Genomic DNA, 19964 nt, shown 5'->3' with positions numbered 1-19964 from the left:
TTCGATCTCCAAAGCTGTACTGCCACCAGTCCTGCCGCCCGCCGGCCGGGCGACTGGCGACGATGACGCATTTCCACGACCGGACATGCGAGGCGTGCTACCCCGCCACTCACTTTGATCGAGCCGCATGCCGGGTCTTCCATCAGTCGTATCAACGGCATGGACGTCCCATCACGCGTCGTGTCGTCATGCAGCGGGCCACGCCTGCGCTCGCGCAGATCGACGCATGGATCGCGCAGGCGGAGCAACGAGAAGGGCCCCGCCGACGTGCCGAGGAAATGCGACCACCTCCACCCCGGTGGCTGATCGAGTGCGGGTTGCAGAAGACGAATCTTGTGGCGGTGCACGTGGGTGGCTGCTGGACGGTTCGCAAGAGCAGCAGATGCATTGGGGTATCGCAGGCTCAGGCGCTGGATGCGCTGCGTCAGCAGGCCGGCATGTACGTACTGCCGCCCGGACGCCGCATTGGGCTTCCTGGGGTAGGCCCGCGCTGGAAACCTCCCGCCTGATCTGAGGGGACACCAGGCCGCGCGCTGTCACGCCCAGCCTGACCCGCCAGCACCACGACAGCCACCCGGAGCAGCCATACGGGTACGGCAATGCGCTGGCCTCGTCGGCCTGCACCAGCTTCGCGATCACCGGCATCCGGTTCCCGCCGACCGGTGCCGGCAGCATCATCGCCCGCCGGAACCTCACCGAACTGGTACTGCCCCGCGCACGATCTGCCTGCCGCCTCTGCCCCTCCTGGTCGGTCAACCGGCGCAACGGACAGGCTCAGCCCACCACACCCCCAGCCATGGGATCGGATGCCACCGCCGATCCAACCGCCGCGACGACCAACCTGGCGAACCACCCCGGTCACAGCACTGGCGAACCCAGCCCATAGCGGAGGCCCAGGGGACGACGAGGATCAGTTGAGGTGAGTCAGCGACGGCCGCTCGTGCAGGGCGGAGCGTCTTCCCGGGTGGCGAACGGCCGCGTCACCAGAATTCTCCGGTTGCGCTGCGCACGGGCGCGATGATCTCGTCGGCGAGCCATCGCGCGATCTGTGAGGGATATGGGCTCCGTAGGCTCAGCACGATGTGCGTCACGCCTGCGGCGATGAGGTCTGTGATGGCCTTCCGGTCGGCGGCCGGGTCGTCGTAGGAGACGATGTGCTGCACGGAGCGGGTGATCGTCCGCGGATCACGGCCGATGGCCGCGCAGTGGTCGTCCAGAACGGCACTCCGCTCGGTGATGTAGTCCAGTGTGTTGTGCGGCGGTCCGGGGATGTTCCAGATGTCGGCGTGCTCGGCGACCAGGCGAAGGGTTCGGTTTCCCCAGCCGCCGATCAGCAGGGGCGGGCCTGGCTGCTGGACGGGTTTCGGCTCGTTGCGGTTGCCGGTCAGGGTGTAGTACCGCCCGTGGAAGTCGAAGACGGTCCGCGCCCTGCAGTCCCTCGTCGGCGCCCCGATGAGCGCCGGGCAGGCGTCTGACTCGTAATGACGGACGGTGACGGTGGACCACATCCGCCCTCCCCCCGCAGGCGCTGGTAGCTGTGCGGTCAGCCCCCGTCACGGGCGTACCGGTTCGCGTAGTAGCTCGCGTCGATGGCTGGGTTACGCAGCACCGCCCAGAAATGGTCGTCGGGCATGGGCGGTATCGGTGGGTTGCCGAGGTCGGCAAGCAGTTCGGCGCGCCAGTCAAAGCTCAGTCGGCTACGGGTGGTTGCGATCTTGTACAGCGCCTGATGCGGCGAGCCCCATACCGCGTGCGCCATCGTTTCCGCCGCCCATCTGCGAAGGTCGTCCCGTTGTGCGCCGGCCTGGACGATCACGTGGCGCAGCCGCAGGCTCAGGGGGCCGGACTGGCCCCGCGGCGGTACGGCTTCGCCTCGCTCCAGCGCTTCCAGGGCCGTGCCGACTTCGGTGTACTTGGCCAGCCCGGTCTCGACGGCCAGCCTGCGCATCTGCTTTCGCGCAGCCTCGGTCACGAGCTCGCGAGGCAGTGTGGCGACCAGCGCGCCGAGCTCCTGGAGTCCCAACAGGTAGCCCACCATGAGAGGTTCCGCCGGGTCGCCTGGCAGAGCCAGCGGTGGTAGCTGCGCCTCCGGCCCGGGAAGCGGGCTGCCCGGGCTGCCCCATTCGGGGCTGGCAGCACTTGGCGACTCCCAGATCAGCCGACCGTTGAACGCCACCGCGCGCGGGTTCTTGTCGCCTTCCAACTGGTCCGCCAGCTTCGCCACATAGGCGCCCAGTGAGTCGGCGCACCCGAAATCGGTCCCCGTCTCGTCGAAGAACCGTCCGATCGCACCATGCGAACGCCGCCCTGCGCGGCAGTCGATGCTGAGGCCGTCGGAAGTGACCCCATAGGAACCGATCTTGAGGTACCCCTGGTGCCAGTAGTACTCGCGCTCCTCCTCGTCCAGGTCGGCGGCGATGCCCCTCAGGCCTCTGGTCGCCTCGACGATCTCGCGCACGCCGAGAAGCCGGTCATGCGTGGTGAACTGGAACGCCTCCACGCCGCCCTGCGCCCCGTTGTGCCTGCGCAGAGACGCGACCAGGTCGGGAGGAAAAGTGAGGTCCAGTTCCGCCTCCGCCGCCCGGATCTCCTCGTCCGTCGCGGGTGGCCCGAGCGAGGCGAAGGTACGCGGGGCGTACTCGCGCAGCCACCTGTCGATGCGATCCCACGAGGTCTCAACGAGGTCGGTAGTCATGCGGCTGACCCTAGAGGCGCGGACTGACAGAAAGCGCGGAGCGTACCTCGCTGCGCGGCGCCGCCGTCTTCCAGTGATGCGGCAGTGATGGGCCGAGCACACGGTCGCCATCACTGACTGCTGGCTCGCCGGCCGGGCTCTCGATGTCCCCGAGGCATCCGACATCCAGCTGCTCACCGCCGTGGGCCGCGCGAAAAGAGCTCTGAGCCCGGAGGGCCAAGACTGCAGCCCACTTGCAACGAGCCTTCGGCTCCAGCGGCGACCTTGCCAACCCGCAATGCGACGCAAGGAACTCCCGACTGATGCCCGGGCGGCTCACATGGCCGCCCGGGCGTGTGTTTTGGTACGGCTGGCAGCACGCGCCCCCTTGTAGCTTGTCAGCGCACCCAGCGACCGCCGCTGGGGCCGGACTCGACGAGTACGGCCCCTTCGCGGCCGCTGCGAAGACCGAGCGGTTGGCGCACACCACAGACGCCGAGGGCCTACGGATACGTGTACGTGTTCAGCGTGTTCACGGCGGCGATCGGGTTGCCCAGGTCGTAGCGGTCGACGGCGAGGAAGTTGGGCTTCTTGCGGGCGGCCGGCTGGCAGAACCGCTCGGCACGGTCGGCGAGTTTGGTGTTGTCGGTCTGCGCCGTGGAAGCGATCGCCGCGTCCCGGAAGTGGTTCATGACGAACAGCGGGCGCAAGCCCGGCTCCCTACGGGTCAGCGGGATGTTGGTGTTGGCGTCGTACCAGCGGCTGTAGCAGGACCAGTCGGAGGAGCCGATGCCCGAGCCCATGGACCAGTGGTTCTCCACCGTCCAGTCCTTCTGGTACATGACACCGAAGCTGTCACGGGTGAGGCCGGCGGACTCGTCCGAGGAGCGGCTGTGATCGGTGAAGATCAGCAGCCGGTGATTCGCGGCGATGAGGTCGGCCATCTTCGGCCAGCCGTTCTGTCGCACCCCGGTCTGGTCCGGCCGGTAGAGCACGTCCGACAGCCCGTTCACACGGGCCAGTTCACTGCGCAGGACGCCCGGGTCGACGTAGTCCTCGAGGAAGACGGTGATGAACTGATCCGGGTGCGCCTTGAGGAAGCCGACGATGCGCTGGATGTCCACCCAGAGGGCGACCGGGCTGCTGACCAGGGTGCAGCTGTTGTGGCACAGGATCGCGCCGTCGGGGGTCTGGTGGATGTCGAGCATGAAACCGCGTACGCCGTCGGCGAGTTGCTGGTTGATGCCGCGCGTCTGGTTGGGCACCAGGTTCACGAAGGGCGGGGCGAAGCCGCCGTCGACCCCGTTGGCGTAGGCGTTGTGCGCGGTGAGGAAGGTGACCTGGTCCAGGGTGCGCTGATCCGCGGGCGGCATGGGTCTGGTCGGTGAGGTGACCGGGGTGAGGTACCAGGCGGCGAGGCTCCCCGAGGAACCGATCGCCAACTGGGAGGGGTAGTTGGCGCCGGAGGCCTTGGCGGCCAAGGTCAGGAAGCGATCCGTTCCCGGGACTTCGAGTGCGTACTCGTCGCTGCCGCCGGCCGTGATGTCCCAAGCGGCGTCCGCGCTCGTGCACGAGACGGTGCGCGCCTGGTCGCCCGACCGGCCCAGGCAGCTGCCCGCGGTGTCGGCGCTTTCCAGCAGGTAGGAGGATCCGCTCGTTCTCAGGTTCCACTGCTGGCGGTCCTCGTTGCCCTTGGGGTTGTGCTGCTCGACGGCTCCCCCGTTGTCGGCCGCGTCGAGTCCGGTGACGACGCTCTGAACGTAGTAGGCACCACCGGAGGGAATCGCGGCGGCCGCGTGGGAGGGCGGAGCCACGACCGCGGCGACGAGCGCGGTGGTCACGGCGAGCAGGGCGTGGGGGGTTCGCATGAGGTGGCCCTTCGTGGTCGGCGATAGGCAGGGGCATGACATCAGGACGGGCGGTCGGGAGTCGGCAGGCAAAGCCGCTCGGTGAAACTCCGACGAGCTCGCTCACGGCCGCCCCCGGGCAAGGACACGCGGAGCAGGACCTGACACGCACGCGCCGGTGGGGGGCGGCCGCGGTGGGGGGTTGCGGAGGCACACTCAACCGTCCTGGTCTTTACCAGTCAAGAGTGTCAATCGGTCAACCAGCCCGGAACGCCGCTGAGTTGGCCCCTGTCGTGGGTACTGCGCGCGGCCGACCGCCGCACCGGACCTGGACGCAGCCGGCGAACGGCCAAACCGGACCTGGACGCGGTCGACCCCCGCGCCGGACCTGGCCGCGGCCGACGAACGGCCCACCGGACCCGGACGCGGCCGACCACCCGCGCCGGACCTGGACGCAGCCGACCGACGCGCCGACCCGGACGCGGCCGACCACCCGCGCCGGACCTGGACGCAGCCGACCGACGCGCCGACCTGGACGCGGCCGACCACCCGCGCCGGACCGGACCGAAACGGCCGGGCCAACAGAGGTCGGAAAGGCCCACCACTCGCCCCCGCGCCGTCAGCCCCCGCTGCCCTCCGCCGACTCCCGTCGCCGTTGCTCCAGGAAGGCCCGCTCCGCCGGGCTGTCCGTACGCGCGGCGGCCGCCTCGTAGGCCCGCGCCGCCTCGGCGTCGCGGCCCAGGCGACGCAGCAGATCGGCGCGGACCGCATGGAACACGTAGTGGCCGTCGAGGTCCAGCGCGTCGACCAGTTCGAGGGACTCCCCCGCGCCCCGGATTTCGGCCACGGCCACCGCACGGTTCAGGGCGACGACCGGGCTCGGGGTGAACGCCGTCAACTGGTCGTACAGCCGCAGGATCTGGCCCCAGTCGGTGGCGCCGGCCGTCGGCGCGTCGCTGTGCACGGCGTTGATCGCGGCCTGGATCTGGTACGGACCCGGACGGCCACGGCGCAGGCAGCGGCGGACGAGCGCCTGCCCCTCGTCGATCAGGGCGCGGTCCCAGCGGGTGCGGTCCTGCTCGTGCAGCGGCACCAGTCCACCGCTGTCCCCCGTCCGGGCCGGCCGGCGCGCCTCGATGAGCAGCATCAGCGCGAGCAGGCCGGTGACCTCGGGTTCGTCGGGCATGAGGTCATACAGGAGCCGGCCGAGGCGTACGGCTTCGGCGCACAGGTCATGGGAGCCGGTGTAGCCCTCGTTGAAGATCAGGTACACCACGGCCAGCACACCGCCGAGCCGGTCGGGCAGGTCGGCGTCCCGGGGCACCCGGTACGGAATGCCCGCGTCGCGGATCTTGGCCTTGGCGCGGACCAGCCGCTGGGCCAGTGTGGGCTCCGGCACCAGGAAGGCGCGGGCGATCTGTGCCGTGGAGAGTCCGCCGAGCAGCCGGAGCGTGAGCGCCACCCGCGCCTGGGGCGCCAGCGCGGGGTGGCAGCAGGTGAAGATCAGCCGGAGCCGGTCGTCTCGCACGGGTCCCTCCTCGGCCGGTGCGTCGGGGGCGTACAGCCGGGCTGCCTCGGCGTGGCGGGCCTCCCGGGAGGACTCGCGGCGCAGCCGGTCGACGGCACGGTTGCGAGCGGTGGTGATGATCCAGCCCGCCGGGCTGGGCGGCACGCCGGACTCGGGCCACCTCTGAAGGGCCGTGGCAAAGGCGTCCTGCACCGCTTCCTCGGCGGCGTCGATGTCGCCGAGGAAGCGGACGAGGACGGAGACCGCGCGTCCGTACTCGGCCCGGAAGACCGACTCGACGTCACTGGCGCCGGGCATCAGTCCTCGGCCGGATGCATGAACGGGCGCACCTCGATGGGGAGAGTGGTGGCCCGGGTCGCCCTGCGGCCCCACTCCAGGGCCGCGTCCAGATCGGGGGCCTTGATCAGGCAGAGGCCGCCGAGGTACTCCTTGCCCTCGGCGTAGGGCCCGTCGGTGATCAGTACGTCGCCGTCCTTCGGACGCAGGACGGTGGCCGTCTCCGGGCCGTGCAGTCCGCCGGCGAAGACCCAGGCCCCGGCCTCTCGCAGCTCCTCGTGGAAGGTCTCGACGTTGTGCATGATCTGTGCGAGCGCCTCGGCCGAGGGCGGCTCGCCCTCGCTCGGCTGGATCACGCTGAGCAGGTAGTACTTCATGGCGTCCTCCTTGGCGCCCGGGGTGTTCTCTCACCTCCTACACGAACGACGCGTTCCCGGATCGACACCTCACCCGACGACATCGGGAGAATCTTCTTCATGACCACCACGGCACACCCGCTCATCGCACGCGCCCGGCAGCTCGCCGCGGAACTGCTCGCACCGAACGCCGAGCGAGTCGACCAGGAGGGCGTGCCCCCGAGCCATGTCGAGGAGATCAAGCGCTCGGGACTGCTCGGGCTGAACGCGCCGAAGGAGTACGGCGGCGCGGACGCTGCCGCCCCGGTGGCCCGCCGGGTGGCGGAGATCCTGGCCGGGGCCTGCTGTTCCACGTGGTTCGTGCAGACTCAGCACCACACTCCGGTGACGACTCTGGCGAAGAGCGAAGGGGCCGTGCGGGAAAGGCTGTTGGGACCGCTGGCGCGGTGAGCTGATGTCCGGGGTGGCGTACGCCCATCTGCGCTCCTACCCGCGGACACCGGTACGGGTCGTGCGGGAGCGGAACGGCTGGCGGTTCGACGGGAGCGTGCCCTGGTACACGGGGTGGGGTCTGAACGATGTGATGCTGCTCGCCGGCTGGACCGACACCGGCGAGGCGCACTTCGCGTTCACCGAGGCGCGCGAACAGCCGGGACTGCGCGCTTCGGAGCCGATGCGGCTCGCCGCGCTCACCGCGGCGCGCACGGTGTCGCTCGAGCTGGACGGGCTGTGGCTGCCGGACGAGGCGACGGTCCTGCGGATACCGCACGAGCAGTGGCTCGCCGCCGACCGCGCCAGGACCATGAACGCCTCGCCCGCGGCGTTCGGCATCGCCGAGGCGGCGCTGGGCCTGCTGGACGAGGACATCGCCGGACCTCTGCGGGGCCGTCTCGACGAGGTACGGTGCCGCGCTTACACGCTGGCCGACCGTTCCGCCCCGGATGAGCATGCCGAGGAGCGGCTGGCCCTCAGGATCCAGGCGTTCGAGGTGATGCAGAAGACCACTACTGCGGCGGTGGTGGCCGGCGGCGGACGTGCGCTGACCCTCACGAACAAGGCCCAGCGACTGGCCCGCGAGGGGATGTTCCTCCTGGTACAGGGGCAGACAGCGGAGTCCCGCCGGGCCCATCTCGGCGTCCTGGCCGGTAACGCCCGTTAAGCGCCCTGCCCTCGGCCGGCCCCGGAGAACGCGCGAAACAGGGCGTGGCGGCGCTGCCTCGGCAGGGGCTGGCTGCCGCCCCGCACGGTCCGCTGTCCGGAACCGACCGCCGCCCCCCACGGTCCGCTGTCCGGAACCAGCCGTCGCACAGCACCAACCGCAAACCCCGAACCGGCTGCCAGCCCGTTCCGGCCGCCGCCCCGAACCGGCCGCCATCCCGTTCCGGCCACTGTCCCGAACCAGCCGCCGGCCCGTTCCGCCCCCGCCGGGCCGCGGGCGCCAGGCCGTCGACGCCAGGCAGCCCCGAAGGCGTCCGCCCCTAGCTCGCGAACGTCACCTGGGAGGAGGCGGCGTCCGGCTTGTCGGACGGATGCCGCCACAGCTCCTGTGCGGCCAGCAGGGGCAGCACGCCCTCCCCGACCCAGTACGCCTCCTCCAGGTGCGGATACCCGGACAGTACGAACTCCTCGATGCCGAGGGCTGCGTACTCCTTGATCCGTGTCGCGACCTCCTCGTGGCTGCCGACCAGCGCCGTGCCCGCCCCGCCGCGCACAAGGCCGATCCCGGCCCACAGGTTGGGGTGGATCTCCAGTCCGTTCCTGCCGCCGCCGTGCAGCGCGAGCATGCGCTGCTGGCCTTCGGACTCGCTGCGGGCCAGGCCGGCCTGCACCGACTGGACGGTCTCGGGGTCGAAGCCGGCGAGGAGCCGGTGCGCCTCGGCCCAGGCCTGTTCGGAGGTGTCGCGGGTGATGACGTGCAGCCGGATGCCGAAGCGCAGAGCGCGACCCTTGCGGGCGGCGAGCCCTTTGATCCAGGCGATCTTCTCGGCGACCTGCGCGGGCGGCTCGCCCCAGGTGAGGTACACGTCGGCGTGCCGGGCCGCGATCTCCCCCGCGACCGGCGAGGAACCACCGAAGTACACCTCGGGGACCGGGTCGGGCACCCGGGCCAGCTTCGCGTCCTCGACGCGCAGGTGCGCGCCGTCCAGGTCGACGGTCTTGCCGTCCCACAACTCCCTGACGATGCCGAGGAATTCGCCGGTACGGCGGTAACGGGCGTCCTTGTCCAGGAAGTCGCCGTACGCCCGCTGCTCATGGCTCTCGCCACCCGTGACGACGTTCAGCAGCAGCCGTCCGCCGGTCTGCCGCTGATAGGTGGAGGCCATCTGCGCGGCGAGGGTGGGCGAGACGGAGCCGGGCCGGAAGGCGACGAGGAACTTCAGGCGTTCCGTGTGCCGGCTGACCATCGCGGTGGTCAGCCACGCGTCCTCGCACCAGGCACCGGTCGGGGTGAGGGCGCCGACGAAGCCGAGATCCTCGGCGGCGCGGGCGATCTGGCTCAGATAGCCGACCGTGGGCGGCCGGTCCCGTCCGGAGGCCGTCACCGGAGTGCCGTGACCGCCACCGACGACATCGCGGCTGTCGCCGTTGGTGGGAAGGAACCAGTGGAAGGTGAGGGACACGTCAGGTCTCCGATCTGGAACGTCCGTCAGAGCGGGCCGGGGCGCGGCTTCGTCCGTTCAGCACGTACCGGCGGTCGGGCTGGAACTCGCGCGGGGCGGGCGTGGAATGTGTGGGTGCGGGCGTCGCGCCGGTGGTGTGCGGGTTGAGAGAGTCACATGGGCGGTCCGGGCGGTCGTGGGGCTCAGCCGGCCGCCGCGAGGAGGGGGGTACGGCCGAGGGCCGCCGAGAACTGGTCGACGACCTGGGTCAATGCCTCGGTGGCGGCCGCCGCCACGGTGAGCGAGCCGTCCTCGTGCACCGTGATGTCCTTGTCGAGGGTGAACCAGCCCTGCACTATGTGGCCCGCGCCCATGGAGTTGAGGACCGGACGCAACGCGTAGTCGATGGCCAGGACGTGCGCGGTGGTGCCGCCGGTGGCCAGCGGCAGCACGATCTTTCCAGCGAGTGCGTACTGCGGGAGGAGGTCGAGCAGCGCCTTGAGGACCCCGGAGTAGGACGCCTTGTAGACGGGGGTGCCGACGACGATGCCGTCGGCGCGTGCGAACAGCTCGGTCGCCTCGATGATCGCCGGGTGGCGGAAGTCCGCGCCGAGGAGAGCCTCCGCCGGCAGGGTGCGCACGTCGAGCGGGATCACCTGGTGGCCCTGGGCGATCAGCCGCTGGTCCAGATGGCGCAGCAGACGGCCGGTGCGGGAGGAAGCGGAGGGACTGCCGGAGACGGACAGAACGATGGCCATGAGTCCTCTTTCGGGACGGAGCGGGCCTTCGCAAAAGGCCCCGTGGGACGAGCGGTCGGGCGGGCACGGGGAGAGACTCGGGCTCGGACCCCATCCCGGCAGCCAGAACTCCGGATCCCCGGCGAGGGGCGGCACTCGCTTGCCGAAGTCCTCGATCTCCTGGTGGAAATGCAGGAAGTCGAGGCCGAATTAAGGCGTGTCCCCATTGCCTTGGATCCGTGTCACTGAATTCCGGAGTGGAATGGGCGCATCACCTGCCCCATGGCAGAGGCGCCACAGGAATACGTCCGGGAGCGACCAGCGGACGTGTGAGGTGGAAAGCGGGCGGCGGACCGGAGGAGGGATCAGGCCGCGGTGCGACAGGAGGCGCTGGAGACGCGCGCGAGGTCGACGTGGCGTCGCCGCGTGAGGTCCAGTCGCTTCTTCATGCCGTCGATCGTGGCAGTCGCCCGCGCGAGCAGTCAAGAAAAATCCGGCCGGTCTCGTATCGCGGACCCGTGAATTTCACGAAGGTCCGACAGGGAAACCCTTGAACTCCCCCTGCGCGGGCCCGCATTGTGCGGCGGCGCGGATGGAAGAACCGGAATTCGTCGCCGCGGTCACCGGGCTCGGCCCGTTGCGCCGCGCGGCCGGGCGGCCGGGCGGCCGGAGAACTGCGCCTGCCACGGCCCGCGTTGAGCGTGATCGGAGGCTACGAGAGACCCTTACAACGTGTTGGTGCGCACGGCGCGGCAGCCGGGCGTGGCGCGCACCCGCCGCGAACCGCCGACGGGCACAGCGGCGCCCCGTCCCCTACGACCGCCCGGTCAGTCGTCCTCGCCTGCCGGGATCACCACGAGGAACGCGTCCGACTTCAGGTCCATGACGACCTTCGCCGGCTCACCCTCGGCACGGCGCTTGGCCGCGTACTCCTCCGCCGGCCACGCCCCGCGCGGAGCTCCCGCAGAAAACCGCTCCAACACCTTCGCGCCCATAGCGGCAGACACCTCCGTCGTCGACTGTCGACTCGAACCGACACTTCTCCTGGAACCCGCCTGCCCCGACTCGACGCGGACATGCCGGGTCCATTCGAAATCGGCCGGGCTGGCCCCATGTCCCGAGCGGCGCCGGAACCGTCCCTCGCGCCCCGTCACGAAACCACCGACCCACGGCCAGGTGACCATGGAAGCCCCCGTCGGCGCATCCGAAGAGGGCCCAGAAGTGGAAGTGATCACTGAGGAGACGATGACGCGGAGGAACGAGAGCTGATGAACGGCGACGACGCCACACCGGGACTGCGCTGCCTGGTCACGGGCGCCACGGGGTACATCGGCGGCCGGCTCGTCCCCGAGCTGCTCGCCGCGGGCCACCGGGTGCGCTGTCTGGCCCGCTCCCCGGAGAAGCTGCGGGACCATCCATGGGCGGGCGAGGTCGAGACGGCGACCGGGGACGTCACCCGGGCCGACTCGGTCGCCGACGCCATGCGCGGCATCGACGTGGCGTACTACCTGGTGCACGCCCTGGGCAGCGGCCGCGGCTTCGAGGAGACCGACCGCGAGGCCGCGCGGACCTTCGGGCAGCAGGCCCGCGCCGCCGGCGTACGGCGCATCGTCTATCTCGGCGGCCTCACCCCGGCGGGTGTGCCGGACCGGGAGCTGTCCCCGCATCTGCGCTCGCGCACGGAGGTCGGCCGCATCCTGCTGGACTCGGGTGTGCCGACGACCGTGCTCCGGGCCGCCGTCATCCTCGGGTCCGGATCGGCCTCGTTCGAGATGCTGCGCTATCTGACCGAACGCCTGCCCGTGATGGTCACCCCGAGCTGGGTGCACACCCGCATCCAGCCCATCGCGGTGCGGGACGTGCTGCGCATCCTCGTCGGCAGCGCGCGTATGCCGGACGACGTCAACCGCTCCTTCGACATCGGCGGTCCCGAGGTGCTGACGTACCGGGAGATGATGGTCAGGTACGCGGCGGTCGCGGGCCTTCCGCCTCGGGTCATCGTCCCCGTCCCGGTCCTGACCCCTCGCCTGTCCAGTCTGTGGGTCGGTCTGGTGACCCCCGTGCCCGCGTCCATCGCCCGGCCGCTCACCGAGTCGCTGCGCCACGAGGTCGTCTGCCGCGAGAACGACATCACGCGGTACGTGCCCGAACCCCCCGGCCACCCGATCGGGTTCGACGAAGCGGTCGGTCTCGCCCTGCAGCGGGTCCGGGACGCCCAGGTCACCACCCGCTGGTCGTCCGCATCGCCGCCCGGGGCCCCCAGCGATCCGCTGCCCACCGACCCCCAGTGGGCGGGCGGCAGCCTCTACACCGACCGGCGCGAGCTGGGGGTCGACGCCTCGCCCGAGGCGCTGTGGCGCGTCATCGAGGGCATCGGCGGCGACAACGGGTGGTACTCGTTTCCCCTCGCCTGGGCGGCGCGCGGATGGCTCGACCGGCTGGCCGGCGGGGTCGGCCTGCGCCGCGGACGACGCGACGCCCAGCGGCTGCGGGTCGGCGACTCGCTGGACTTCTGGCGGGTCGAGGAGATCGAACCGGGGCGGCTGCTGCGGCTGCGCGCCGAGATGCGGCTGCCGGGCCTCGCCTGGCTGGAGATGTGCACCGGCCGGGACGACTGCGGGCGCACCCGCTACCGCCAGCGCGCGCTGTTCCATCCGCACGGGCTGCTCGGTCACGCCTACTGGTGGGGGGTCTCCCCCTTCCATGCCGTCGTGTTCGGTGGCATGGCACGCAACATCGCCAAGGCCGCGGCGAGGGCGCCGCTCACCAGGGAGGCGGAACACCCGCCTGCCCGCTGACCCCGCATCCGCCCGGCGTGCCCGGCGCGAAGCAGCTCACGGCCCACCCACCCGGCGTCCCGGAGTCCGTCCCATGAACGTATCGGTCGTCCTGTTCACCGCAGACCTGCGTCTGCACGACCACCCGCCGCTGTGCGCCGCGCTCGAGGGCCGCCGCCAGGTGGTGCCTCTGTTCGTCCGCGACGCGGCCGTCGATGCGGCGGGATTCACCGCCCCGAACCGGCTGGCGTTCCTCGCCGACTGCCTGGGGGACCTCGACGCCGGTCTGCGCGCGCGGGGCGGCCGTCTCGTCGTCCGGTCCGGGGACGTCGTGGAGGAGGTGTGCCGGGTGGCCGCCGAGGCGGACGCCGACGAGGTGCACATGGCGGCCGATGTCAGCGCCTATGCGCACCGGCGCGAGACGCGGCTGCGGCAGGCACTGGAGGCCGAGGGACGCCGGCTGCATGTGCACGAGGCCGTGACGACGGCCGTTCCGCCCGGAGGGGTGACCCCGGCCTCCTCCGACCACTTCGCCGTGTTCACACCGTACTTCCGTCAGTGGTCGGCGCAGCGGCTGCGCGACTCTCTCGGCGCACCGCGCACCGTGCGGGTGCCGGACACCGTCGCGTCCGGGGAACTCCCCACGCGCCGAGGACTCCCGGACCTCTCGGAAGGGCTGGCGTCCGGCGGCGAGACCGAGGGCAGGAAGCGTCTCGCGGCCTGGTTGCGCGCCGGTGTCGCCGACTACGCGGACCGTCATGACGACCTGGCGGGCGACGCCACCTCCCGCCTCTCGCCCCATCTGCACTTCGGCACCCTCTCCCCCGTGGAGGTCGTCCACCGGGCACGGCGGGCGGGCGGGCCGGGTGCGGATGCCTTCGTACGGCAGCTCGCGTGGCGGGACTTCCATCGTCAGGTCCTGGCGGTCCGGCCCGACGCCGCCACCACCGACTACCGCACCCAGCACGACCGCTGGCGCTCCGAGCGCACGGCGCGGGAGGACATCGAGGCGTGGCGCGAGGGCCGTACGGGCTATCCGGTGGTCGACGCGGCGATGCGCCAGCTGCGGCACGAGGGCTGGATGCACAATCGCGCCCGGCTGCTCACCGCCAGCTTCCTTGCGAAGACCCTGTACGTGGACTGGCGGGTGGGCGCCGAGCACTTCCTCCGGCTGCTGGTCGACGGCGACCTCGCCAACAACCAGCTCAACTGGCAGTGGATGGCCGGAACCGGCACCGACACCAGACCGAACCGGGTGCTCAACCCCGTCGCGCAGGGCAAGCGTCACGACCCCGACGGCGCGTACGTACGCCGCTGGGTACCGGAACTCGCGGGGCTTGCGGCGCCCGCGGTGCACGAGCCATGGAAGCTGCGCGGCACGGAGCGCGCCGAGTACGACGCGTACCCGGACCCGATCGTGGACCTCTCCGAAGGTCTCGCCCGCTTCCGGCAGGCGCGCGGACGGAACTCGAACTGAGGAGCCGCCTCGCCACTACTCCGCACCGGCTCGGAGCTCGGTTCGTGTCCGGGCGCCGGCGGACCCGAGCGGAACGCACTCAGCCGGCGTGCGATCCCTGCATGGCACGCAGTACGGGTAGTACGCACAGTACTGGCGCCGGACCGGCTGCCCGACCCGGAAGAGCTGCGCGGTGACGCACGCCCTGAAGTCACGGCGACGGCCCGGAGACGACGCGGGCGGGCTCACCGGTCCCGCTCAGCTCACGGCCGGCTCGGTCCCGTACCCGGCGGCCAGTGTGGCCAGCGCGTCGCGCAGACCGGCCGGCCGGAGCAGCCCGTGCGTCGCGCGTCCCGCCCAGCCGAGTCCGCCCAGCATGACCACCGGCCGCCGGCGCGCCCCGCGCACACCCCACTCCGTGGCGGCCACGTGCCTGGCCAGCGGCACGCTCGCCGTCGATCGCGCCTGCGCCCACAGCACCACGACCGCGGGGCCGAGCCGCCGTACCGCCGCGGTGAGCGCCTCGGCCGGCACCGCGCCACCGAACATGCGGGTGGCCAGGCGCAGTTCGCTCAGCCCCGCGTTGAGCGCCTCCAACGCGAGGGTGTGTTCCTCACCGGGAACGCAAGCCAGGACCACCGGCGCCGCGCCGATGGCGTCGCCCGGCGCGGCCGGCCGGGTGCAGCGCCTGAGCGTGGTGGAGACGTGCCACGACAACAGGTGCTCGACCTCGACGTAACGGTCCCCGGAGGAGGCCCACTTGCGTCCGACGGCGTGCAGGGTCGGCACCATGACCTCCTCCCAGGCGACGGTGAGGCCGTGTTGCGCGACGGCCGAGGCGAGTTGCTCCTCGACGGCCGCCGCGTCCAGCCGTACCGCGGCCCGGGCGAGGCCGCGGCACTCCTGACGCACGTCCCCGAGGGGCAGGGTGCCCGCCGCCCGCGACCGGGTTTCCGGCTCGGGTGGCGGCACCGGCGCGGCGGGCGGTGCGGAGCCCGCTCCTTCCTTCGCGATCCGCGCCGCCTCGGCGGGCGGGACGCCGACGGAGGTGAGCCGGCACATGGTCTCCAGCATCGCCACGTCCTGAGGAGTCCAGCGGCGGTGCCGTCCGTCAGGCCGGACCGCGGGCCCGAGCCCGTATCTGCGGTCCCAGGACCGCAGCGTGGTGGGCGACACGCCCAGGCGGCGGGCGAGCGCGCCCGTCGTCAGTCCAGGATCCGCCCGTTCGTGGGCCGGTCGAGGTCGCTCACCGCCGCTCGGGACGGCTCCGGGCTTGTCCACCGCACGACTATACGACGCAGAATCGATGCAAGTTGTGGGCAATCCCGTCCACCGCGGACGATGACGACACACCGGGACGGGTCGGCCCGTCCCGGTGACAGGCCCACTCCGGACCGCACACCGCGATCCGGCCGCCCCGCGGGCGAGCGGGACGGTCGCCGCCCGATGTGAGGAGCCGTCGTCATGCCCGTTCACCAGCACTCCGGCGACCACTGCGGTGTTCAGGGCGGCGCGGGCGTCCTTGTCCGTCCCCGTGGGCACACCGCTCCCCCGGCGGCCACGGAGGGGTCCTGGCGGGATCGGGCCCCCGGCTCACTGGCGGACGAGGAGTTGGCCGAGGGCCTGGTGGCGGGTGACGAGGCCTGTCTGACCGAGACCTATCTGCGCTGGTCGGCCCTGGTGCACACGCTGGCGTGGCGTTCGCTCGGGGATGCGAAGGAGGCCGAGGACGTCACCCAGCTGGTCTTTCTCGGCGTGTGGCGCGGGCGGGGCGGCTACCGGCCCGATCGCGGCGCGCTGCCGGGCTGGATCGTGGGCATCGCCCGGCGCAAGATCGCCGACGCTCTGTCGGCCCGGGCGCGCCGCAGCGACCTGGTCGCCTCGGCGGGATCGCGCCTGAACCCGGCCGGGCAATGCGCTGCGCAGCCGGAGTCCGTCCTCGACCGCGTGGTGGTGGGGCGGGCGCTGTCCCGGCTTCCCGCGGCCCAGCAGCGGGTACTGCGTCTGGCCTTCTACGAGGACCTGACCCAGACGCAGATCGCCGCACGGACCGGCTGGCCCCTCGGCACGGTCAAGAGCCACGCCCGGCGCGGGCTGCACCAGTTGCGCCGCTGTCTGCAACAGCAGGACGGCATCTGACAGGGCATCACGATCGGCTCTCCGATCAGGCATTCGATGCGAGAACAATGCACTTCGCGTTCGGCGGGGTCACCCCTTTCCTGCGCCCGGGTGATGCAGTGGCCTTTCGTCCGCGACTGCGGGAAGGCGGTGAGAGACGGGTCCGCCGCTCGGGACCGCGCGACGAACGGACGGCGGCACGGACGGCCGCGCGCGACGCGGCACGGACGGAAGGACGGCCGTGGACGGACACGCGTCGCTGTCTCATCGGAGGCGGTCATGGCTACGGCGGGTCGGCGCCCACTCCGGAGCGGGCGTGCGGCCGGGTGCCGCACGCGCGGCAGCCCGGCTCCGCCGCTCGGGGCCGGTGCTGTGGGAGGCGTTGCGGCGCACCCCGGTGGCGATGTGGCGGGACGATGTGTCGGACTGGGCCGCGGCCCTGACGTACTACGCCATCCTCGCCCTGCTGCCCACGCTCCTCATGACGCTCTCGCTGATCGGCGCGATCAGCCCGCACCTCACGGACGCGCTGACGGCTCGCGTCACGACATGGGCGCCGGCCGAGGCGGGCTCGGCCCTGCACAGTACGCTGCTCCGGCTCGCCGGGGAGCGGTCGGCCGCGGTCACGGTGGCCGTGGGCGGCGGGGCGAGCGCACTGTGGTCGGCCTCCAGCTATCTGGCGGTCTTCCGCCGGGCCCTGCACGACCAGCACGGCGTCGCCGACACCCGGCCCGCCCTGCGCAAGGCGCACCGCATCCTGCTCACCGCCGTCACACTGCTGGCGCTGTTGTTCTGCAGTGCGCTGCTGCTGGTTCTCGGCGGCCCCATGGTGCGGGACCTGGGCCGGTGGGCGGGGCTGGGCGAGGCGGGGACGGCCGTGTGGGCGCTGATGCGCTGGCCCGCACTGGTGGCCGTGGTGGCGCTCCTGGTGCTCGTCCTCTTCCGGACCGGACCCCCCGAGGCGCGCGCGTTGCGCCATGCGCTGCCGGGCGGGGTGCTCGCGGCGGCGCTGTGGCTGGCCGCGTCCTTCTGCTTCACCGCGTACGCCGCCGGACTCGGCACCTACAGCAGGCTCTACGGGTCCCTCGCGGGGGTGGTGGTGTTCCTCGTGTGGCTGTGGATGTCCCATCTGTCGCTGCTGGCGGGCGCCCAGTTCACTGCCGAACTGGCCCGTGGGGCGTCGTCCCGGGCCGGGAACACTTCGGGCCGCTACACATAAGGAAAAAATAAGCGCAGAATGCCTTTATGTGGCATTTACCGCGCATCGCACCAGAAGCGGTCAGGCCTGCGGAGTCGAAGGAGACGAGTCATGGCTGACGTCTCGCACAGCAGAGGTGACATCAGCGCCCATCCTGATGTCCATGAGATGCGGGCCCGCTACGCCCGCATGTTCGGTTCTCGCGATGTGGCGCTCGTGGACGGGCCGGTGTTCCTGCTCGGTCTGTACTGCGCCGCGTCCCCATGGATACTCCACTACACGAGGAGCCAGCCGGCGATCGCGACGCACAACCTCATCATGGGCATCGCGTTCGGGCTGCTGGCCCTCGGATTCACCATCGTGCCGGAGAGGATGTACGGCCTGAGCTGGGCCATGTGCGCGATGGGCGCATGGATGATCATCTCGCCGTGGATCGTCGGCACCGCCCCGGACACCGGAGTCGTGGTCAACAGCATCGTCATCGGCGCCCTAGGCGTGGCCCTCGGCACGCTCTGCGCAGGGGCGGCGGTGAGGAGCAACCCGCCCGCATAGCCCCCGCGACACCCACCCCCGGTCGCCGGGTACGGCGAGCACGGAAGGAGACCGGCCGGCCGGTCCGCGGCCGCGGACCGGCCGCGCGGTACCCGGACAAGCCCCGCCACGCTCGCGTCAGCGGTTCGGCATGAGCCACGGCTCCTGCGGCAGCGGACTGCCCGTCTCGAGCAGCGACTTCAGGTTGGACAGCACGGCCGCCCAGCCTCCGGCGGCGTCCGCGCGCGCCGTCTCGTCCGGCAGGTCTTCATGGGTGACGGTCAGTTTGACGATGTCGGCGTGCGGCTGGACGTCGAACGTGACCTTGGAGTACGTGTCCTTGCGCCCTTCGTCCTCGGGCGCGGCCCAGGTGGTGACGAGGCGGGTGGGCCGTTCGCTCTCGATCACCTCTCCGACCACGTCGGCGATACCCGATCCGTCCGTGCGGACGTGCTCCCAGCGGGAGCCGGGCTTCCAGTCGGAGACATTGCTGTGGCCCCAGTACGCGGCGGTGAGGCCGGGGTCGGTGAGCGCGTCCCAGACGGCCTCGGGTGTGCTCTCGATATAGATGACGTACACGAACGTGGGCTTGTCGGCCATGGCTTCCTCGGCTTTTCGCTTCAGGGTGCTCAGCGCGCGCAGACGCGGGCGCTCGAACTTGTCGATCCAGCGCTCCTGGATCTCGTGCAGCGGCACCGGATTGAGGTAGTGCAACTTCTCCCGTCCGCGCCGCACGGTGCTGACCAGGTTGGCGGCCTCCAGCACGGCCAGGTGCTGGGTGACGGACTGACGCGTCATGTCGATGTGTGCGCACAGCTCGCCGAGCGTCTGCCCGCCGTGCTCGTGCAGCCGGTCCAGCAGCCGCCGGCGCGTGGCGTCGGCCAGCGCCTTGAAGACCTGATCCATCTCGGAGTCGCTCTCTGATCGCACACTCAACGTTATGCAGGCAAATACTTGCATGTCAAGGAGAGCGCCCGTCCGCACACTGGCCCGGTGAGCCGAACCGTCAGTGCGTGGGTGACCGCGGGTGAGGACGTCCTGGGCGTCGTCGGGCCCTTTCCCGTGGAGGTGCCGTGGTGGCAGGAGGTCGAGCCGGTCATCGGCCGCCTCGAGGGGATGCTGGGTGTGCAGGTGCTCGTGCTGCGGCTGCTGACGGTGGACGGTGGTGAGGGAGGGCGGGACGGCCACGCGACGTACCACGTCGAGGCGTCGCGGCGTCCGGCGCCCGGACTGCTGGAATCCCGTCCCCTCGACGGGGGTCCGCTGACGCGGGACGACGCGCTCCGCGCCCCGTGGGCCCGCGCCGAGGGCCTGCGGGAACTCATCGACTGGGCAGGCCGCACCCTGGAGGCGGCGGGCCGTCCCGTCACCGGACGTGTCGAGCAGCGGCGGACCTGGAACCTGGCCGGCCTGTTCCGGTTGCCCACCGCGAGCGGACCGGTCTGGCTCAAGGCGACCCCGCACTTCGCGGCGGACGAGGCGGCCACCGTGCGCGCGTTCGCCCGTGTGGATCCCGGACTGGTGCCGATCCTGCTCGGCGGGGGCGAGCGGCGGATCCTCATGGAGCACATACCCGGCGAGGACTGCTATGGCGCTTCATCCGCGACGGTGGCGGCGGTGATGGAGCGGTTCGTCGCGGCACAGGCATCCCTCGCGTCGAACCGGCCCGCCGGTCTGCGGGACTGGAGTACCGCGGTGCTCCCGGACCGGGTGGAGGCCTTGCTCGACGGCCCGGTCGCGGCCGAGCTGACCTCTCAGGAGCTGGCGACGGTAAGAGGTCGCGCGGATAGGCGCGGTTGGGGACACCGGCAACAGAACGGGCACAGGTCCCGGTGATCATGGAGTTGCGACGCTCTGTGATCACTG

18 protein-coding genes and 2 pseudogenes are annotated in these 19964 nt (G+C 71.5%); 8 read left to right on the top strand and 12 right to left on the bottom strand.

Translation table 11 applies throughout. The features are described 5' to 3' along the window. The first annotated feature begins 62 nt into the window (after positions 1-62). Positions 63-509: a DUF6233 domain-containing protein gene (locus ABZ904_RS41665; protein ID WP_361829313.1), complete on the top strand. Its 447-nt coding sequence runs from the start codon at positions 63-65 to the stop codon at positions 507-509. A 100-nt stretch (positions 510-609) separates the two neighbouring features. Here ABZ904_RS41665 and ABZ904_RS41660 read toward each other — a convergent pair. From ABZ904_RS41660 to ABZ904_RS41635, 6 genes and pseudogenes are all read right to left on the bottom strand, one after another. After that, positions 610-765: pseudogene (locus ABZ904_RS41660) on the bottom strand (IS630 family transposase); the annotation flags it as partial. 215 nt (positions 766-980) lie between these two features. Continuing rightward, entirely contained in the window at positions 981-1508 is a 528-nt protein-coding gene (locus tag ABZ904_RS41655; protein WP_360993692.1) for an LLM class flavin-dependent oxidoreductase, read from the bottom strand. A gap of 35 nt (positions 1509-1543) precedes the next feature. Continuing rightward, positions 1544-2695, bottom strand: coding sequence for an SMI1/KNR4 family protein (locus ABZ904_RS41650; RefSeq protein ID WP_360993695.1), 1152 nt, complete (start codon positions 2693-2695; stop codon positions 1544-1546). A 482-nt stretch (positions 2696-3177) separates the two neighbouring features. Continuing rightward, a complete protein-coding gene (locus ABZ904_RS41645) occupies positions 3178-4542 on the bottom strand; it encodes a PI-PLC domain-containing protein (protein ID WP_360993698.1) in 1365 nt (454 codons plus the stop codon). Positions 4543-5140: 598 nt separating this feature from the next. Next, positions 5141-6346, bottom strand: coding sequence for an RNA polymerase sigma factor (locus ABZ904_RS41640; RefSeq protein ID WP_360993701.1), 1206 nt, complete (start codon positions 6344-6346; stop codon positions 5141-5143). Then, complete coding sequence (locus ABZ904_RS41635; protein WP_359401541.1) at positions 6346-6702, bottom strand: YciI family protein; 357 nt, start codon at positions 6700-6702, stop codon at positions 6346-6348. Before ABZ904_RS41635 ends, ABZ904_RS41640 begins: the two co-directional genes overlap by 1 nt. Before the next feature lie 99 nt (positions 6703-6801). On the opposite strand from ABZ904_RS41635, the pseudogene ABZ904_RS41630 reads away from it, so the two are divergent. Beyond that, a pseudogene (locus ABZ904_RS41630) lies at positions 6802-7840 on the top strand (acyl-CoA dehydrogenase family protein). Positions 7841-8159: 319 nt separating this feature from the next. Here ABZ904_RS41630 and ABZ904_RS41625 read toward each other — a convergent pair. The 4 genes from ABZ904_RS41625 to ABZ904_RS41610 form a co-directional block, all read right to left on the bottom strand. Beyond that, positions 8160-9302 (bottom strand): LLM class flavin-dependent oxidoreductase, encoded by a 1143-nt coding sequence (locus ABZ904_RS41625; protein ID WP_359401547.1) that lies wholly within the window; start codon positions 9300-9302, stop codon positions 8160-8162. A gap of 182 nt (positions 9303-9484) precedes the next feature. Next, complete coding sequence (ssuE, locus tag ABZ904_RS41620) at positions 9485-10039, bottom strand: NADPH-dependent FMN reductase (RefSeq protein ID WP_359401550.1); 555 nt, start codon at positions 10037-10039, stop codon at positions 9485-9487. 344 nt (positions 10040-10383) lie between these two features. Then, on the bottom strand, positions 10384-10467 hold the full coding sequence (locus ABZ904_RS41615; RefSeq protein WP_359401602.1) for a putative leader peptide: 84 nt from the start codon (positions 10465-10467) through the stop codon (positions 10384-10386). Positions 10468-10845: 378 nt separating this feature from the next. Further along, positions 10846-11013, bottom strand: a complete 168-nt coding sequence (locus tag ABZ904_RS41610) for a hypothetical protein (RefSeq protein ID WP_359401553.1) — start codon at positions 11011-11013, stop codon at positions 10846-10848. A gap of 273 nt (positions 11014-11286) precedes the next feature. On the opposite strand from ABZ904_RS41610, the gene ABZ904_RS41605 reads away from it, so the two are divergent. After that, positions 11287-12816: an SDR family oxidoreductase gene (locus ABZ904_RS41605; RefSeq protein WP_359401556.1), complete on the top strand. Its 1530-nt coding sequence runs from the start codon at positions 11287-11289 to the stop codon at positions 12814-12816. Between the two features lie 73 nt (positions 12817-12889). Then, positions 12890-14272: a deoxyribodipyrimidine photo-lyase gene (locus tag ABZ904_RS41600; protein ID WP_360993708.1), complete on the top strand. Its 1383-nt coding sequence runs from the start codon at positions 12890-12892 to the stop codon at positions 14270-14272. A 237-nt stretch (positions 14273-14509) separates the two neighbouring features. Here ABZ904_RS41600 and ABZ904_RS41595 read toward each other — a convergent pair whose 3' ends face one another. Then, a complete protein-coding gene (locus ABZ904_RS41595) occupies positions 14510-15460 on the bottom strand; it encodes a MerR family transcriptional regulator (protein WP_361829325.1) in 951 nt (316 codons plus the stop codon). Positions 15461-15715: 255 nt separating this feature from the next. Between ABZ904_RS41595 and ABZ904_RS41590 the strand changes: the two genes are divergently transcribed. The 3 genes from ABZ904_RS41590 (at position 15716) to ABZ904_RS41580 (ending at position 18119) form a co-directional block, all read left to right on the top strand. Further along, positions 15716-16390, top strand: a complete 675-nt coding sequence (locus ABZ904_RS41590) for a sigma-70 family RNA polymerase sigma factor (protein ID WP_359401563.1) — start codon at positions 15716-15718, stop codon at positions 16388-16390. A gap of 295 nt (positions 16391-16685) precedes the next feature. Further along, positions 16686-17588: a YihY/virulence factor BrkB family protein gene (locus tag ABZ904_RS41585; protein ID WP_360993712.1), complete on the top strand. Its 903-nt coding sequence runs from the start codon at positions 16686-16688 to the stop codon at positions 17586-17588. 90 nt (positions 17589-17678) lie between these two features. Next, complete coding sequence (locus tag ABZ904_RS41580) at positions 17679-18119, top strand: SPW repeat protein (protein WP_360993715.1); 441 nt, start codon at positions 17679-17681, stop codon at positions 18117-18119. Between the two features lie 117 nt (positions 18120-18236). On the opposite strand, the gene ABZ904_RS41575 is transcribed toward ABZ904_RS41580, so the two are convergent. Then, on the bottom strand, positions 18237-19004 hold the full coding sequence (locus ABZ904_RS41575; protein WP_359401608.1) for a metalloregulator ArsR/SmtB family transcription factor: 768 nt from the start codon (positions 19002-19004) through the stop codon (positions 18237-18239). A gap of 87 nt (positions 19005-19091) precedes the next feature. Between ABZ904_RS41575 and ABZ904_RS41570 the strand changes: the two genes are divergently transcribed. Continuing rightward, positions 19092-19934 carry a hypothetical protein gene (locus tag ABZ904_RS41570; protein ID WP_361829307.1) on the top strand — a complete coding sequence of 281 codons (843 nt, stop codon included), beginning with the start codon at positions 19092-19094 and terminating at the stop codon, positions 19932-19934. Positions 19935-19964: the final 30 nt, after the last annotated feature.

Origin of the sequence: Streptomyces sp. NPDC046900, from assembly GCF_040644975.1 — a bacterium.
Classification (GTDB): Bacteria; Actinomycetota; Actinomycetes; order Streptomycetales; family Streptomycetaceae; genus Streptomyces.
The sequence above is the reverse complement of the archived record's forward strand: the minus strand, read 5'-3'. Positions and strand labels throughout refer to the sequence as shown.

Coding starts and splice junctions, on each gene's coding strand:
- ABZ904_RS41605 (WP_359401556.1), top strand. CDS start 11,287: ATGAACGGCGACGACGCCACACCGGGACTGCGCTGCCTGGTCACGGGC.
- ABZ904_RS41635 (WP_359401541.1), bottom strand. CDS start 6,702: ATGAAGTACTACCTGCTCAGCGTGATCCAGCCGAGCGAGGGCGAGCCG.
- ABZ904_RS41645 (WP_360993698.1), bottom strand. CDS start 4,542: ATGCGAACCCCCCACGCCCTGCTCGCCGTGACCACCGCGCTCGTCGCC.
- ABZ904_RS41655 (WP_360993692.1), bottom strand. CDS start 1,508: ATGTGGTCCACCGTCACCGTCCGTCATTACGAGTCAGACGCCTGCCCG.
- ABZ904_RS41575 (WP_359401608.1), bottom strand. CDS start 19,004: ATGGATCAGGTCTTCAAGGCGCTGGCCGACGCCACGCGCCGGCGGCTG.
- ABZ904_RS41600 (WP_360993708.1), top strand. CDS start 12,890: ATGAACGTATCGGTCGTCCTGTTCACCGCAGACCTGCGTCTGCACGAC.
- ABZ904_RS41580 (WP_360993715.1), top strand. CDS start 17,679: ATGGCTGACGTCTCGCACAGCAGAGGTGACATCAGCGCCCATCCTGAT.
- ABZ904_RS41665 (WP_361829313.1), top strand. CDS start 63: ATGACGCATTTCCACGACCGGACATGCGAGGCGTGCTACCCCGCCACT.
- ABZ904_RS41650 (WP_360993695.1), bottom strand. CDS start 2,695: ATGACTACCGACCTCGTTGAGACCTCGTGGGATCGCATCGACAGGTGG.
- ABZ904_RS41610 (WP_359401553.1), bottom strand. CDS start 11,013: ATGGGCGCGAAGGTGTTGGAGCGGTTTTCTGCGGGAGCTCCGCGCGGG.
- ABZ904_RS41640 (WP_360993701.1), bottom strand. CDS start 6,346: ATGCCCGGCGCCAGTGACGTCGAGTCGGTCTTCCGGGCCGAGTACGGA.
- ssuE (WP_359401550.1), bottom strand. CDS start 10,039: ATGGCCATCGTTCTGTCCGTCTCCGGCAGTCCCTCCGCTTCCTCCCGC.
- ABZ904_RS41590 (WP_359401563.1), top strand. CDS start 15,716: ATGCCCGTTCACCAGCACTCCGGCGACCACTGCGGTGTTCAGGGCGGC.
- ABZ904_RS41615 (WP_359401602.1), bottom strand. CDS start 10,467: ATGAAGAAGCGACTGGACCTCACGCGGCGACGCCACGTCGACCTCGCG.